The 13,944-nt window shown below is 66.1% G+C and carries 13 protein-coding genes; 5 read left to right on the forward strand and 8 right to left on the reverse strand.

Translation table 11 applies throughout. The features are described from left to right. Positions 1-98: 98 nt before the first annotated feature. Positions 99-485 (reverse strand): PAS domain-containing protein, encoded by a 387-nt coding sequence (locus AC1RNC_RS24930; RefSeq protein ID WP_492888695.1) that lies wholly within the window; start codon positions 483-485, stop codon positions 99-101. 253 nt (positions 486-738) lie between these two features. Between AC1RNC_RS24930 and AC1RNC_RS24935 the strand changes: the two genes are divergently transcribed. Then, positions 739-2,247 (forward strand): methyl-accepting chemotaxis protein, encoded by a 1,509-nt coding sequence (locus AC1RNC_RS24935; RefSeq protein ID WP_492888696.1) that lies wholly within the window; start codon positions 739-741, stop codon positions 2,245-2,247. Between the two features lie 23 nt (positions 2,248-2,270). Beyond that, the gene (locus AC1RNC_RS24940) at positions 2,271-2,735 is read left to right on the forward strand and encodes a chemotaxis protein CheW (RefSeq protein ID WP_492839897.1); all 465 of its coding nucleotides are present in this window, start codon (positions 2,271-2,273) and stop codon (positions 2,733-2,735) included. Between the two features lie 42 nt (positions 2,736-2,777). On the opposite strand, the gene AC1RNC_RS24945 is transcribed toward AC1RNC_RS24940, so the two are convergent. Beyond that, the gene (locus AC1RNC_RS24945; protein WP_492839896.1) at positions 2,778-2,963 is read right to left on the reverse strand and encodes a hypothetical protein; all 186 of its coding nucleotides are present in this window, start codon (positions 2,961-2,963) and stop codon (positions 2,778-2,780) included. Beyond that, positions 2,960-3,163, reverse strand: coding sequence for a hypothetical protein (locus AC1RNC_RS24950; RefSeq protein ID WP_492888697.1), 204 nt, complete (start codon positions 3,161-3,163; stop codon positions 2,960-2,962). Before AC1RNC_RS24950 ends, AC1RNC_RS24945 begins: the two co-directional genes overlap by 4 nt. Before the next feature lie 687 nt (positions 3,164-3,850). On the opposite strand from AC1RNC_RS24950, the gene AC1RNC_RS24955 reads away from it, so the two are divergent. Then, the gene (locus AC1RNC_RS24955; protein ID WP_492888698.1) at positions 3,851-4,774 is read left to right on the forward strand and encodes a beta-1,6-N-acetylglucosaminyltransferase; all 924 of its coding nucleotides are present in this window, start codon (positions 3,851-3,853) and stop codon (positions 4,772-4,774) included. 171 nt (positions 4,775-4,945) lie between these two features. On the opposite strand, the gene AC1RNC_RS24960 is transcribed toward AC1RNC_RS24955, so the two are convergent. Genes AC1RNC_RS24960 through AC1RNC_RS24975 form a run of 4 tightly spaced genes read right to left on the reverse strand, consistent with a single transcriptional unit; the run spans position 4,946 to position 10,216 of the window. Then, the gene (locus tag AC1RNC_RS24960) at positions 4,946-5,254 is read right to left on the reverse strand and encodes a DUF4387 domain-containing protein (RefSeq protein ID WP_492839893.1); all 309 of its coding nucleotides are present in this window, start codon (positions 5,252-5,254) and stop codon (positions 4,946-4,948) included. Continuing rightward, positions 5,238-6,668 (reverse strand): acyclic terpene utilization AtuA family protein, encoded by a 1,431-nt coding sequence (locus tag AC1RNC_RS24965; RefSeq protein WP_492888699.1) that lies wholly within the window; start codon positions 6,666-6,668, stop codon positions 5,238-5,240. The genes AC1RNC_RS24960 and AC1RNC_RS24965 overlap by 17 nt, the downstream gene beginning before the upstream one ends. A gap of 32 nt (positions 6,669-6,700) precedes the next feature. Further along, complete coding sequence (locus AC1RNC_RS24970; RefSeq protein ID WP_492888700.1) at positions 6,701-8,017, reverse strand: CitMHS family transporter; 1,317 nt, start codon at positions 8,015-8,017, stop codon at positions 6,701-6,703. Between the two features lie 27 nt (positions 8,018-8,044). Beyond that, entirely contained in the window at positions 8,045-10,216 is a 2,172-nt protein-coding gene (locus tag AC1RNC_RS24975; RefSeq protein WP_492888701.1) for a TonB-dependent receptor, read from the reverse strand. 122 nt (positions 10,217-10,338) lie between these two features. Between AC1RNC_RS24975 and AC1RNC_RS24980 the strand changes: the two genes are divergently transcribed. After that, a complete protein-coding gene (locus AC1RNC_RS24980; protein WP_492888702.1) occupies positions 10,339-11,508 on the forward strand; it encodes a citrate synthase family protein in 1,170 nt (389 codons plus the stop codon). Between the two features lie 112 nt (positions 11,509-11,620). On the opposite strand, the gene AC1RNC_RS24985 is transcribed toward AC1RNC_RS24980, so the two are convergent. Beyond that, positions 11,621-12,697 (reverse strand): PLP-dependent cysteine synthase family protein, encoded by a 1,077-nt coding sequence (locus AC1RNC_RS24985; RefSeq protein WP_492888703.1) that lies wholly within the window; start codon positions 12,695-12,697, stop codon positions 11,621-11,623. A gap of 602 nt (positions 12,698-13,299) precedes the next feature. Here AC1RNC_RS24985 and AC1RNC_RS24990 point away from each other — a divergent pair. After that, a complete protein-coding gene (locus tag AC1RNC_RS24990) occupies positions 13,300-13,944 on the forward strand; it encodes an RNA polymerase sigma factor (RefSeq protein WP_492888704.1) in 645 nt (214 codons plus the stop codon).

Below are 13,944 nucleotides of genomic sequence, written 5' to 3' on the forward strand. Positions count from 1 at the left end.
TCGCCCGCCCGACAACATTCCGCCCGTTGCTCGGCGGCGTCAGTCGGATCTCATGGCGCAATCGGCCGATCCGCCCCAGAGCACCACCTTAAGGCCCCTTAGGCCTCTCCCATCACCGAACGTCGCCCCGGTCGTCGCCGCACTTCACGCTCCAGCGCCACGGCGTTGACCAGCACGCCGTCCCTGTCGTGGATCGGAAAGACCTCGACCTCACACCGATAGGCCTCGCCCGACTTGCGATAGTTGATCAAGGCGACCTTCATCCGCTTTCCTTCGCGCAGCGCGCGCGCCAGCGTGCGGCGCGTCGCGAGACTGGTCTTCTCGCCTTGAAGCAACCGGGGCGTTTGCCCCACCAGTTCCGAACTCGAATAACCGGTCATGCGCTCGAAGGCGCCATTGACGTACAGGATGGTCGGCCCTGGATGCGAAAGCTCGCCATCCGTGACAACCACCGCCGTCTCCGAGGCGGCTGTCAGGGCGGCCACTAAATCCTCTAAGCCCATACTCTCACAACCCACGCACTGAACTCACCCACCGCGACTGCGGCTTAGATGAGATCGGCCAGATTGCAATTCACTTGCTGTTAACCGTGGCCAATCGTCGCGCTTTCAGGTGGTTGCTCAGTTTGGGGAGGCTTTGCCTGCGTCATATCTGCCCTTTGAATAGGAAATTAGCACCTCGTTAGTATTTTGCAGCAACGTTCATGCAACAATGTTCTTAGAGCGAAATCGAACCGCCATGCTGTTTTCGAATACGGCCAAGACCAAGCAAGCCGCCATCGTCGCCGAGCTGCGCGAGCTAAAGGCTCAGGTCGCCGCCATGGACCGGTCCCAGGCGGTGATCGAGTTTAAGCTCGATGGAACGATCCTTCGGGCCAACGCCAACTTCCTGAACGCCCTGGGTTACCGGGCGGAGGAAGTCGTCGGAAAACACCACAGCATTTTCGTCCCGCCAGCCGAAGCGGCGAGCGCCGACTATCGCGCCTTCTGGAATGAGCTCAACAGCGGACAGTTCGTCGCGCGCAAGTTCCTGCGAATCGGCAAGGGGGGCGCCGAATGCTGGATCCAAGCTTCGTACAACCCCGTGCTCGATGAGAACGGCAAGCCCTATAAGGTCATCAAGTTCGCCACCGACGTCACGGCCATCGAGAATGAGCGAATGCGTTCCGAGGGCGAGCGGCAACGCGCGGCGGAAGAGCAGGAGGAGGTTGTCGCCAATCTCGCCGAAAGCCTCAAACGCATGGCGCAAGGTGACCTGACGGCTCGGATCAGCGCCCAATTCCTGGGTCGCTACGCGCAAATCAAGGACGACTTCAACGCCGCGATCGACAGCCTGCGCGAAGCCATGAGTGGGATTACGGCGACGACGGGCGGCTTGCGCGCCGGCGCCGATGAAATCTCCAGCGCTTCGGATGATCTGTCGCGCCGCACGGAGCAGCAGGCCGCCAGCCTGGAGCAGACGGCTGCGGCCCTGGACGAGATCACGGCCACCGTCAAGCGAAGCGCCGAAGGGGCCAAGCAGGCTTCATCCGCCGCTTCGGGCGCGCGAACCGACGCCGCCCGCTCGGGTGAGGTCATGCGCGACGCGGTCTCCGCCATGGGCGAGATCGAGCAGAGTTCAGGTCAGATCACCCAGATCATTGGCGTGATCGACGAAATCGCTTTCCAGACCAACCTCCTGGCCTTGAACGCCGGCGTCGAAGCCGCTCGGGCGGGTGAAGCCGGGCGCGGCTTTGCCGTCGTCGCCCAGGAGGTCCGGGCTTTGGCCCAGCGGTCGGCTGAAGCGGCCAAGGAGATCAAGACCCTGATCGCCAGCAGCACCGCTCAGGTCGAGCGGGGCGTCAAGCTCGTCGGCGACACCGGCCAAGCGCTGACCGGGATCGTGACCAAGATCGCCGAGATCGATGTCCTGATCTCCGAAATCGCCACGTCGTCGCAGGAACAGGCCACCGGCCTGAATGAGGTCAATACCGCTGTCAATCAGATGGATCAGGTCACCCAGCAGAACGCCGCCATGGTCGAGGAAGCCACCGCCGCGGCCGCCAATCTGAAGACCGAAGCCGCCGAGCTGGCCTCGCTGGTCGCGCGCTTCCAGACCGGCGCGCCCGCCACGCGCGTCGAACGCGCCCAGCCTGGTCGTCATGCGCCAGCGGCCAATCCCGTGGCGCGAGCCCAGGCCAGGATAGCCGCTTTCGCGCGGCCCGGTGGCGGCGCTCAGGCGGCGGCGCAGTCCTGGGAAGAGTTCTGACCCGCGTCGAGGGAGACGGCCAGATGGTGAGCGAGAGCAGCCTGCCCAGCGCGGGCAAACTGGAGCTGATCTCCTTCGAGATCGGCGGCCAAGAGTTCTGTATCGACATTCGCAGCGTGAGAGAGATTCGGGGTTGGACCGCGGCGACGCAGATGCCGCACACCCCGAGCTACATGCTGGGGGTCATCAACCTTCGGGGCGCGGTGATGCCGGTCATCGACCTGCGCTGTCGCTTGGGTTTGGGCATGACCGAAGTCTCGTCGCGCCACGTCATCGTCGTGATCCAGCACGGCGCGCAGTTGGCCGGCGTCCTCGTCGACGGCGTTCAGGAAACCTTCCAAGTGGACGCCAGCGTGCTGCAGGAGCCTCCGCAGATCGAAACCACGACATCGGACCTTTTCGTCGACGCCATCATCCCGATTGGGGATCGCTTGCTCAGCCGGCTGGTCGTGAGCGCGCTTCTCCCAGCCCAGCGCCTCGTCGCATAGGAAGCACTCGCTTCAGCCCCCCACCATCAAGAGCGGCCAGCGTTACGATTGTCCGCTCGCGAGCGGGTTCGGCGCCTGACCCGGGTGGCCACCGCTCGACCGCTCCAGTTCCTGCCGCATGCGCAGCACCTGGCCGCCGAGGCTGGTGATGTCGTTCTGCAATTGGGCGTTCCGGCGCTTGAGATAGTCGTTCTCGCGACGCATCGCCTGGGCGTCTTCGTCGGTCATGGGCGCGCCTCCCCGATCGTGGACCGCGGGGTCATGCGAATGACCGCCCGCAGCAGGGCCGCGCGATCGGGATGGAGGCCCGGCGCCAGCAGTTCCTTCTGCGCCCCCTCCCGGATCTCGCCCTTGTGCCGACCGCCAAGGAAGAAGGCCTCGGCCCGCACATCCCGCATCGAAACCTGGCGCACGCCGAAGATCGCCAACACGGCGCCCCACGGGTTCATTGAAATACCGCGCGCGTGAGCTTGCGGGCCGGACTGTTCGAGGGGGAGGACATGACGTCCCTTCAGGCCGACGAGCCCGCATGGCGCGGGGTAATCCGTGGCCCGGACAAGATAGCGCGATCCAAGGCCAATAGCTCCCCACGACGCAATCTTTTCCCCGCCCCGCGGCCGCGCGTGCTAGGGTCTTGCCGAGGCGCGCAGTAACGCCATCCGGCCCTGCCCCTCCCAGCGGACGGTCCCAAGGTCCCGAAGCCGGGGCGCCCAGACGCTCTCTTCCAGACATCAAATCACGGTCGACCGCTTCAGGTCGGGCTTAGCCCGGCCTCCGCGCACACGCTCGCCCCCCTCCCCCACAGCCCTTGAAAGGAAAACTCTCTTGTCCAAAGGCAATCGTGAAGTCCGCAAACCCAAGACCGCCAAACCCAAGGTGATCGCCGCCGCCCCCCCGACGCTCTCGCAGACCCTGGCGCCGCGCAAGAAGTAGCGGCCAGCCCCCAGACGACCGAGCGCCGCGGACCGGCGCGCTCGACGAAAAGGCCACGCCGTGAACACCTACCCCGGAACTCGCCCCTCGGGCCCTAAGGGCTTGGAAGATCTCCGCTCGACCAGCGGCCAGCCCTCCCGACCCCATCCAATCGCCCCCCACGCCCCGCGAGGCGCCAGGTCTTGATCCAAGCCCCCCGCCGCGCGCCGCCGACAATCGCCTACCTGATCCTGGTCCATCGCTATCCCGAACAGTTCAAGCGGTTGTTCAAGGCGATCCACGATCCGGCCAACCACTACCTCGTCCATGTCGATAAGAACGCCGGCCCTGAGCTGGAGAACGACCTGCGCGCGTTTCTCGCCGCCTATCCCAACGCCGCCGTCCTGGAGAGCAAGCGCGCCCTGTGGGGCGGCTACAGCCTGGTCGACGCCGAGCTGCGCGGCATGGCCCGGCTGCTCGAGATGGACGCCCGGTGGGACTACTTCATCAACCTCAGCGGCCAGGACTTTCCGCTCGCGACGCAGGGCCGCATCCGGGACTTTCTCGACGCCAACCGGGGCCGGGAGTTCATCCGGGTCCTCGACCAGGCCAGGAGTCGCCCCGAAACCATGGGCCGCGTTCTCGGGCACGTGGTCGAACAGGGCGGCCGCATCATCGACAGCCTGGTCACGCGGCTCTTCTTGAACGACGCCACGCCCTATATCGGCAATCAGTGGAAGATCGTCAGCCGGGCGTTCTGCGAGTTCGTCTGCCATGACCCGTCGGTCGATCGCTACAAGGCCTTCTACCGCAACACCTTCATCGCCGATGAGGGCTTCTTCCAGACCGTGATGATGAACACCGCCATGCATGGCGAGATCGTCAACGACGACCTGCGGATGATCGACTGGGTGCCCGACGGAGACATCAAGCTTCGCCCCCGCACGTTCACCAAGGCCGACGCGGACAGGCTGACGTCGAGCTCGGACCTCTTCGCGCGCAAGTTCGACGCCGAGGTTGATGGGGAGATCCTCGACATCCTGGAAGCCCATTTGCGGACCCAGCTCGTCGCCAGCGAGCGCGCGCTGGCGGCCGCCCCCGATCCGCTCGCGATGTTGGTGGCCTAGACACCGCGAACCGGTGTCTCGTTCAGTCGATCAAGGAGTCGCGGCTGGATCGTCCTTCTGAAGGCCATCCAGCCGGCGCCCGGCTATGCGCGACCGCGACTCCAGGTCTCCATCGCCCTAGATCCCGCTCCCGCCACCGCGGGCACATGGACAGCCGACTAAGAGCTCGCGCTATTCGAGCAACACGTCCAGGAGGCGGACATACTGCTGACCGCTGTGCATATCGCGCTCTACGACGCCGCCTTGGGGCGACTTCCTGGGATAGGAGATCTTCAGCACGCTCAGGGAGTCGACGGCGAAGCGCTTCACCTGTGTCGGATCGGCGCCATAGGCCTCGCCGATCGCCTCGGCCGAGAGCGCGGGCGCGTCCTTGAACCGCGCATAGGACTCCGGTCCGTCGAAGAAGACGTCAATCGTCACCCAAAAGGGCCCGGCGTTCTTCGAGCGCACCTGGTGGCAGACCTCACGCAGCGTGACCATGGTCCGCCTCCTTGCCTTGTTCGAGGTTGTCCTGGTCAAGGTCGACCCAGCGCGTGCGAACCAGTTCGAAGGGATCCGTGGTCTCGACAACATGATTGAGCTTGAACTCGAAGACCTGGCCCCGCTCGATCTCGGCCGGGGAGAACGGGAAGGCGTAGCTGGGCAGCTCGATGCCCATGCGGACAGGAAAATGGAAGAAATAGGGGTTGCAGGCCTTGGCGATCTGGGTGGCCTGGGCTTGGCTTTCGGCCGTGGCCACGAACAGCAGGCCCACCTCACGCGGCGGCGGGGTTCCGGCTCCTGGCGTCTGACCGGAGACAGCGTTCCAGCCATAGGCGCGTAGCGAAATGTCGAAGTCCCCGGCGGCGTCGCCCATGGCGCGATGGATGCGCTCGTTTAGCGCCTGCGCCATTCGCGCCATGAACCCGTCGAGATCGGCCAGCACTGCGGGGTCCTCGATCCCCACCAGCATGACCGTTTGAAATGGCCCGCCAGCGGCCCCTTCCAGCTTCATGGTGTAGGGTCCGGGCGTCCATCGCGAGCCGGTGACCCGCACGCTGCGATCGTCCAACGCGAGATAGACCGAACCGGTGACGTCCAGCACGCCGCCGGGTTCAACCAGACGGAACGGATCGCTGTTCTCGTAGAGCATGTGGGCCGAGACGGTGTGCGGCTCGCAGCGGTTGTCCGGCGAAAGCGGCGCGATGTCGAAGCCTTCGTCGTCGACCGAGAACAGAATGCCGGGGTTCATCGGATTGACCGTGCATTGCCCGCCGCACTCGGCGACCTTGGCGCCGTGCCAGGCCGGACCGGCGGCGGCGCCCAGCATCAGGGGCACGGCGGCCAGGACCGCTGTATCCGTGGTGCGTCCGCCCAGCACGATCTCGGCGCCGGCCCGCAGCGCGGCGACATAGGGCTCGGGCCCAAGCAGGGCGACGATGTGGGCGCAGTCATCAATGACGCCGTCATCCAGCGCGCCCAGAGGCGGTAGAGGACGGATACGACCCTGCGCGTTGCGGGCCTTCAGCACGGCCTTGTCCTGCTCGGAATAGAGCACCGCGATCCTGGGCGAGATCCCCTGCTCGACCGCGATCTCCCTCACGATCTCCAGGGTCCAGTCGACGGCCTCGTCACAACCAGAGGTGCCGCATGAACCGACCAGCAGCGGGATTCCGGCCCTGGCCCGGGCCGCCATCAGGATCGAGAGGTCGCGCTTGACCGCCGCGCGGCTGTACTTGGACTTGCCGGTGCCCAGATACGCCGGGCCGCTGTCGGTGGAGCCGGCGTCCAGGGCGATGGCGTGGGCGCCGGCGGCCAGGCCCGCCTCGACCTCGTCGGGCCGCACACCGCCGCCCAGCGCCCCACAAGGCACCAGGACCTTGACGCCGCCCTCCGGTAGTTTGCCGTCGTACATGGAGACATCCTTCGGAAAATCGTTTCGAGCCACTAGCCGGCTCGCAAGGGGAAGGCGCCGGTGGCCAGGGCGGCGACCAGCAGCAGGAGACAGGCGGCGATCGCCCACTTCAGCGAGAACCGCTGGGCCTCGCCGACCTCGACCTTCAGCAGACCGGTGACCAGGTAGATCGCCGCGATCAGGGGGCTCAGCCCGTGCACCGGCTGACCGACCAGCGAGGCGCGAGCGATCGCTTCGGCCGGCACGCCGAATTTCGCGGCCGTTTCGGCGATCACCGGCAGGACGCCAAAATAGAAGGCGTCGTTGGACATGAAGAAGGTCATCGGCATGCTGATCAGGGCCGTGATCGGGGCCAGATAGGGCCCAAGGCTTGGCGGGATCGCCACCAGGGTCGCATCGGCCATGGCCTTGACCATGCCGGTCCCCGAAAGGATGCCGGTGAAGGCCCCGGCCGCGAAGATCAGCAGGACGACGCCCAGAACGTTGTTGGCGTGGGCGGCCACGCGCTTCCGCTGGCTGGCGATGTCGGGATAGTTGACGATGGCGGCGATCGCGAAGGCGCCCATCATCAGCACCGGCAGCGGCGCCAGACCCGTCACCAAGCCGGCCACCAGGGCCAGGGTCAGGGCCAGGTTGAACCAGATCAGCTTGGGGCGCTTGATCGTCGGATCGTCGGGGAGGTCGAGACGCGGATTCCCCCCCGCCCCCGTCACGACGGGCTCCAGCCCCAGGCGCCCCAGACGCTTACGCTCCCCGCTTCCCAACCACCAGGCCAGGACCAGGACGCCGGCCAGGCCGATCAACATGGCCGGGATCATCGGCAGGAACACCGCGCTGGGCTCGAGACGCAATGCCGTGGCGGCGCGCGCGGTCGGTCCGCCCCAGGGCGTGAGGTTGACGATCGTGTTGCTGAGCCCCAGCAGCAGGGCCAGGATCAGCGGGTTCAGCTTCAAGCGGCGATAGACCGGCAGCAGCGCCGAGATCGTCACCAGCGCCGTGGTCGCGCCGTCGCCGTCCAGCGACACCACCATCGCCAGCAAGGCGGTGCCGACGGTGACGCGGACGGGGTCATCCCCCACCGTCTTCAGCACGAGCCGGACCAGCGGATCGAACAGGCCCGCGTCGATCATGACGCCAAAATAGAGCACCGCGAAGGCCAGCATCAGGGCGGTGGGCGCCAGTTGGGCGACGCCTTTGATGATCATGCCGCCCAGATCGAGCCCCGCCCCCGCCAGCAGACCGAACAGGATCGGCACGACGATCAGGGCCGTTACGGCGGACAACCGCTTGGTCATGATCAGCGTCATGAAGCTGATCACCATCAGGAAGCCGAGCAGCGCCAGGTTCATGACCGCCTCCAGGGTTTGGCGATCATCCTAGTACTTCCAGTTCAGGGTCGCGCCGAAGGTCCGCGGCGCGCCGAAAGTGACGAGGTCCGCGCCCTGGAACACGACCTGGTGGGTCCGATAGTAGCGGTCGGTCAGGTTCTTGCCCCACACCGACAGGTTCCAGTGACCATCGGCGCTGTCGTAGATTAGGCGCGCGTCGGCCAGCAGCTTGGGCTTGCGGACCGTGATCGGGTTGTTGTCGATATCGTCCCAGACCTTGCTCTCGTAGGCGAGGTCGACGGTTCCGGTCAGGCGCGCGCCTGAAGCGAAGGGCCGTGCGTAGCTGGGCGACAGGGTGATCTTGTGCCTGGGGCTGCGGGTCATGTGGTTGCCCGAGCGATCCTGCCCGCGATCGACCAACTCCAGGAACTTGCCGTCCGTATAGGCGTAGCTGGCGCCGACCCGCATCCGCGGGCTCAGTCGCGCGTCCAGCGAGGTCTCCAGACCCCGGATGCGCGCGGTGCCGGCGTTGGTGGTGATGGTGTCAAAGCCCCGGGTGCTGCGCACCTGCAGGTCCTGGTAGTCGGTCTGGTAGATCGAGGTGTTCCAGGTCAGGCGACGATCCAGCAGCGTGGTCTTGGCGCCGAGTTCGTAGAGGGTGGCGGTCTCGGGATTGAACGGGGTGGCGGCCGAGGTCGCCGTTGATGGCGTGTCCTGGTAGCCGCCGCTCTTGAAGCCGGTCGAGATCACGCCGTACAGCATGACGTTGTCGCTGGGTGAGACGTCGCCGCCGATCCGCCAGGTCAGCTTGTCCCAGCTGTGGCTCGTATCGATGCTGTAACGGGCCGCGGCGCGCAGCAGGGCCGTGGAGTCCAGGTTGTTGAGCGCGTAGTCCTTCTTGTCCTTGGAATAACGCAGGCCGCCGAAGACATTGATCTGGGCGGTCACCGGCCAGGTGGCGTCGCCGAACAGGGCCCAGCTGGTCGTCTGGGCGTCCTGGTGGAACAGGTCCTTGGCCGCGTAGGTGGCCGGCGGCGTCGGGCGCGACTTGATGTCGGCCAGCAGACTGTCGGTCCGCCGCGTGTCCGCGCCAAAATAATAGCCGCCCACCACCCAGCGCAGCTTCGAGCTGGGCAGCGCCGAGGCCCGTAGTTCATGGCTGTGGAAGTTGGTGTTCTCGTCCTGGCCGCCTCGAAAATTCAGGGCGTAGATGCTCGGATTGCCGCCGTCGAAGTCCTCGGCGTAGTGGTAGGTCAGGTCGCGATACGAGCCGATATAGGTCAGGGACGCGAAAGGCAGGTCCCAGCTGAGATTGGCCCGCACGCCCCAGGTGTCGCGGTCGTTGCGGCCGTTGTTCTCGGCGAAATACTGGTCGCGCTGGCCGTTGATCCGCCACAGGGCGCTGGCCGGTACGCTGGGATCCACCTGCACGACGTGGCGCGCGTCGCCATTGCCGCGATCGCGCGTGCCGTCGACGGCCAGGATCGCCGAGAAGGTCTCGCTGGGCTTCAGCAGAAGCTGCACGCGGCCGCTGTTGGTGGCCTGGTCCTCGGCCGCGCCGCCGGCGAAGGCGTTCTTGGTGTAGCCGTCGTGGTTGCGCGAACTTAGGCTGACACGGACCGCCGCCTTGCCGTCGGCCAGCGGGGCGTTGACGAAGCCTGCGCCCTCCACCCGTGAATAGTTGCCGACCGTGAACGACGCGCCCGCGTTGAACGCGGCCGTTTCGGGCTTGTGGTTGATGATGCTGAGCGCGCCGCCGACAACGTTCTTGCCCAGCAGCGTGCCTTGCGGCCCCTTCAGAACCTCGATGCGCTCGACGTCGAAGGCGTCGAAGGCGACGGCGGAGGGGCGACCATAGTAGACCTCGTCGATGAACACCGACACCGACGGGTCGCCGGCCGCGCCTCGATCGGACGAGCCGATGCCACGCAGGGTCGGGCGCGGCTGGCTGCTGGGGAAGGTGTCGAAATTGAGCCCCGGCGTGCGGTTGGCCACGTCCTGGACCTGGACGATGCGAGCCTGCTCGATCTCCTTGGCGCCGAACACCGACAGGGTCAGCGGCACGTCCTGCAGGTTCTCCGAGCGCTTCTGGGCAGTCACCACCACCTCGTCGATGATCGAGGCCTCCGGCGTCGGTGACGCGGTCTGGGCCTGCGTCGCCGAAGCGGTCGAAAGCGCCAGGGCGCAGGCGGATGCAAGCAAGGCGTGACGAGCATTCATGGGTGTTCCCTCCGCTGCGCTTTCACATTGACAATTTTCGTCAATGTATATTTTGATATCGCGCTTGAGATGATACAGAGCCCTACCGATCTGACTCGTCAATCTGTACGAAAATCATCAATATGAATGATGACGCGCTCTTCATGGACGCCGACGAAGCCGCCGAGACCTTGGGCGTCAGCCTGACCACCCTCTATGCTTATGTCAGCCGAAAGGGCATCCGCTCGGAAAAACAGCCGGGCTCGAAGAGCCGCCGCTACTGGCGCGCCGACGTCGAACGGGCGCGAAAGCGCGGCAAGCCCGCCGATCCCTCGGCCGGCCTGATCAAGTCGACCGCCGTCACGCTGATGACCGCCAAGGGCCCGTTCTACCGCGGTGTCTCGGCTATCGACCTGGCCGAGACAGGCGGCATCGAGGAGGTCGCTGGCCTGCTCTGGAACGCACCCGACGCCTTCGCCGCAACGGCGCTGGTGCTGCCGCCAGACTACGATGAAGCCGCCAGGGTTTTCTCGTCCCTGCCCCGCACCGCGCGCGCCATCGCCCTGTTCAGCCTGATGGAGCAGGCCAACCCGCGCGCCCATGACCTGTCGCCCAGTGGATATGCCCGCGCGGGCGCCGGCGTCGTCCGCTGCTTCGCCTCGATCGTCTGCGGCGGCGCGCCCTCGGAAACGGGGCCGATCCACGAAGTCCTGGCGCGCAATCTGGGCGTCTTGCCCGCCTATGCGGATATCATTCGCCGCTGCATGGTCCTGGCGGCCGATCATGAACTGGACCCGACCACCTACGCCGTCCGCGCCGCCGCGAACGCAGGAGTCACCCCCTATGGCGCGGCGATGGCCGGTCTGGTCGCCGGCCGGGGACGACGCCTGCACCAGGGCCGCGCCGAGACCGTGGCGCGGTTTATCGAGGAGGCGATGAATGGCGATCCACGCGAGGCGGTGCTGGCCCGATTCCGGATCGGCGAGCCGATCCCCGGTTTCGGCGGCCACCTTTACGCCGACAAGGATCCCCGCGCCCAGGCGCTGATCGTCGCGCTCGAGCGCGTTGTTCCCGAACCCCTCTTCGCGCGCCTGCGGATTGTCGCCGACACGGTCGAGGATCTGACGGGCGCGGCTCCCGACTTCATCGTGCCGACGGTGTTCCTGGGCAAGATCCTGGGCCTGAAGGGTGAAGAGCTCGCCATTTCGACCGTGGGCCGCATGGTCGGCTGGATCGCTCACGCCATGGAGCAGTATCAGGACAACGAACTTTTCCGCCCGCGCGCATCCTATGTCGGACGCCTGCCGGGCTGAGAGCTAAGGCGCGACGCCGCCATGGCGGCTGATCATATGCATATGGCGAAGCACAGATCAGCCCGCGCGGTCGGCCGGATTCGGCGGGGACAGGCTGACGCCGCTAAGCCGCCTACAGCGCCCGCCAGCCGATCAGTTCGACGTGCGGGCTGAGATAGCCGGGCCGCACAGGCTCTTCCTGAGCCAGAGCGGTGGAGAGATAGCGGGCATGGTTGTCGCAAAGGACGGTGGCGACCCGGGCGTCGGGCCGTCCCGCCTCCAGCACCTTGATCGCGGCGATCAGATTGGCGCCACTGGAAATACCCACGCCCAGACCCAGTTGCCGGGCGACCTTCTGGGCCATCAGGATAGCGTCGCCGTCATGCACGGCGATCACCGGCGCCAGTTCGTTGAGCTTGACGATGTCGGGAATGAACTCGTCGGAAACGCCCTGGATGCGGTGGGCGCCGACCTTGTGGCCGGTGGAAAGGGTCGGCGACTCGGCCGGCTCGACCGGATGGACGCTGGCGGCCAGCCGCCGGTCGCGAAACAGCCGGGCGAAGCCCATCACCGTTCCGCCCGTTCCCACGCCGGCGACGAAAGCGTCGGGCTCGAGGCCTTCGGCCGCCATCTGGGTCAGCAACTCCTCGGCCGTGCCGTGATAGTGGGCCCGCCAGTTGTCGTCATTGGAGAACTGGCGCGACAGGAACGCGCCTTTGGCGGCGGCGTAGGCCTCGGCCATGCGCACCGATCCGACGAAGCCGCCCTCGGCCTTCGACACCAGGCGGATGGTCGCGCCGTGGCTGCTCAGTAAGGCCCGCCGTTCCAGGCTCATCCAGTCGGGCATGAAGATCGTCACCGGGTGGCCGAGCGCCTGGCCGACCGCGGCCAGGGCGATGCCGGCGTTACCGCTGGTGGCCTCGACGATCTCCTGACCCGGCGCCAGTTCGCGACGCTCATAGGCCGCGCCGATGATGCTGCAGGCCATCCGGTCCTTGATGCTGCCGGTGAGGTTATAAAGCTCGGCCTTGGCGAAGACGGTCGCGGCCCGCCCCCGCCACAACAGGTCGATCGCCAGCAGCGGCGTGCGCCCGACAAGACCCGACATGGCCGAAAGCGCGGCGATCGCCTGGTCGCAACCCCTTGCGGGCGCGTTCGGCGCCTTGGCGAAACGTCGCGTGTCGGCCGCGCCGATCGAACTCGCAAGCATGAAAAGACCTTTGTTGTTGGTGTCGTCGCGGAACGGCGCGCCTGAAAGCGTCAGACCTGACCGGCCAGGCCGCGCCAAACCGGTAAGGTCCGCCGCCCGCCACGGCCGCGACCCGAGCGCCCTGGCCTGGGCGCCGACGGCGCCAAATCAGCTTGGTGGGCAACGCTCATGCCAAGACCCTCGATCAAGGCCGCAGAACCTGCCTAGCGCCGCGTCAAATGTCTTCCCAAATTTTCCCAAGAAATGACCGAAGTGCGATGGTTTTATCCCACACCCTCAACACCGATAAGAACGAGACCTGAGATATCGGTCGCAACCCAAGCGCCCGGCGGAGCAGATCCAGACAGATTCCCACCCAGGACCGCCAGACCCGAACAAAAACCCATGCAGATCGGGAATGTTGGAATTTTGTCCACCAGATGGAGTTTCAAGCGATCCAGTTTGGGATGACACCACAGCCGCCTCTATGAAACAGTTCAGTGACGAACAAGGTTCGCGGAGGCGTCAGCAAGACCGCAGGCCACGCCTCCGCGCCAAACAACAGATGAAGACAACTCTGAGATTAGTAAGACGATAGGTCGCGTGACTGGGGGCGTTACAACGTGTCGCAATCTGCTTTAGGGGCTCAGCTGGCGTCCGACTATATTGCTACGAGCGCCGCGCTCGACACCTTGCTCGTCAAGAGCCCCGCCGATTACTTTTGGCGCTATGTGCCGGAATTGAAGAGCTATCTGTCCAAACGGCTCGACAGAGGCGAGATCGACGACGTCGTGCAGGACGTGATGCTGAAGCTTCATACCCGCGACGCCCGCTGGGACATCCGCTTTCCCAAGCGCTACTTCTACCAGGTGGTCCGCTCGACCCTGGTGGATCTCTATCGGCGCAACCGCTCCCGCTGCGTCCATCACCATTGCGAGCTGTCGCCCGAGACCCATCCTCGCGACGACCTTTCGCCGATCCGCATCCTGCAGGCGCGCGAGGAAGTGCGGGCGGCCCGGGCGGCCCTGGCGCTCCTGCCCCAGAGGACGCGCGAAATCTTCCTGGCCGTGCGCCTGGAGGGCCAGAGCCTCAAGCAGGTGGCCGCGAGCCACGGCATCTCCACCAGCGCGGTCGAAAAGCACATCACCCGGGCGCTCAACACGCTGTCGGTCCAGCTCCACGACCGCGATGATCCGATCACGGACAGCTGGGGCGCGGGCGCCCGGGTGCGTCGCCTGGCCATGAGCGCGGCCCCAGCCCTGAGCTGA

Source organism: Caulobacter sp. GW822-FHT01G02, from assembly GCF_058802865.1.

What these genes read in the sequence shown, in the direction of transcription:
- AC1RNC_RS24935 (WP_492888696.1), top strand. Translation starts at nt 739, where the DNA reads ATGCTGTTTTCGAATACGGCCAAGACCAAGCAAGCCGCCATCGTCGCC.
- AC1RNC_RS24940 (WP_492839897.1), top strand. Translation starts at nt 2,271, where the DNA reads ATGGTGAGCGAGAGCAGCCTGCCCAGCGCGGGCAAACTGGAGCTGATC.
- AC1RNC_RS24945 (WP_492839896.1), bottom strand. Translation starts at nt 2,963, where the DNA reads ATGACCGACGAAGACGCCCAGGCGATGCGTCGCGAGAACGACTATCTC.
- AC1RNC_RS24960 (WP_492839893.1), bottom strand. Translation starts at nt 5,254, where the DNA reads ATGGTCACGCTGCGTGAGGTCTGCCACCAGGTGCGCTCGAAGAACGCC.
- AC1RNC_RS24965 (WP_492888699.1), bottom strand. Translation starts at nt 6,668, where the DNA reads ATGTACGACGGCAAACTACCGGAGGGCGGCGTCAAGGTCCTGGTGCCT.
- AC1RNC_RS24970 (WP_492888700.1), bottom strand. Translation starts at nt 8,017, where the DNA reads ATGAACCTGGCGCTGCTCGGCTTCCTGATGGTGATCAGCTTCATGACG.
- AC1RNC_RS24975 (WP_492888701.1), bottom strand. Translation starts at nt 10,216, where the DNA reads ATGAATGCTCGTCACGCCTTGCTTGCATCCGCCTGCGCCCTGGCGCTT.
- AC1RNC_RS24980 (WP_492888702.1), top strand. Translation starts at nt 10,339, where the DNA reads ATGAATGATGACGCGCTCTTCATGGACGCCGACGAAGCCGCCGAGACC.
- AC1RNC_RS24985 (WP_492888703.1), bottom strand. Translation starts at nt 12,697, where the DNA reads ATGCTTGCGAGTTCGATCGGCGCGGCCGACACGCGACGTTTCGCCAAG.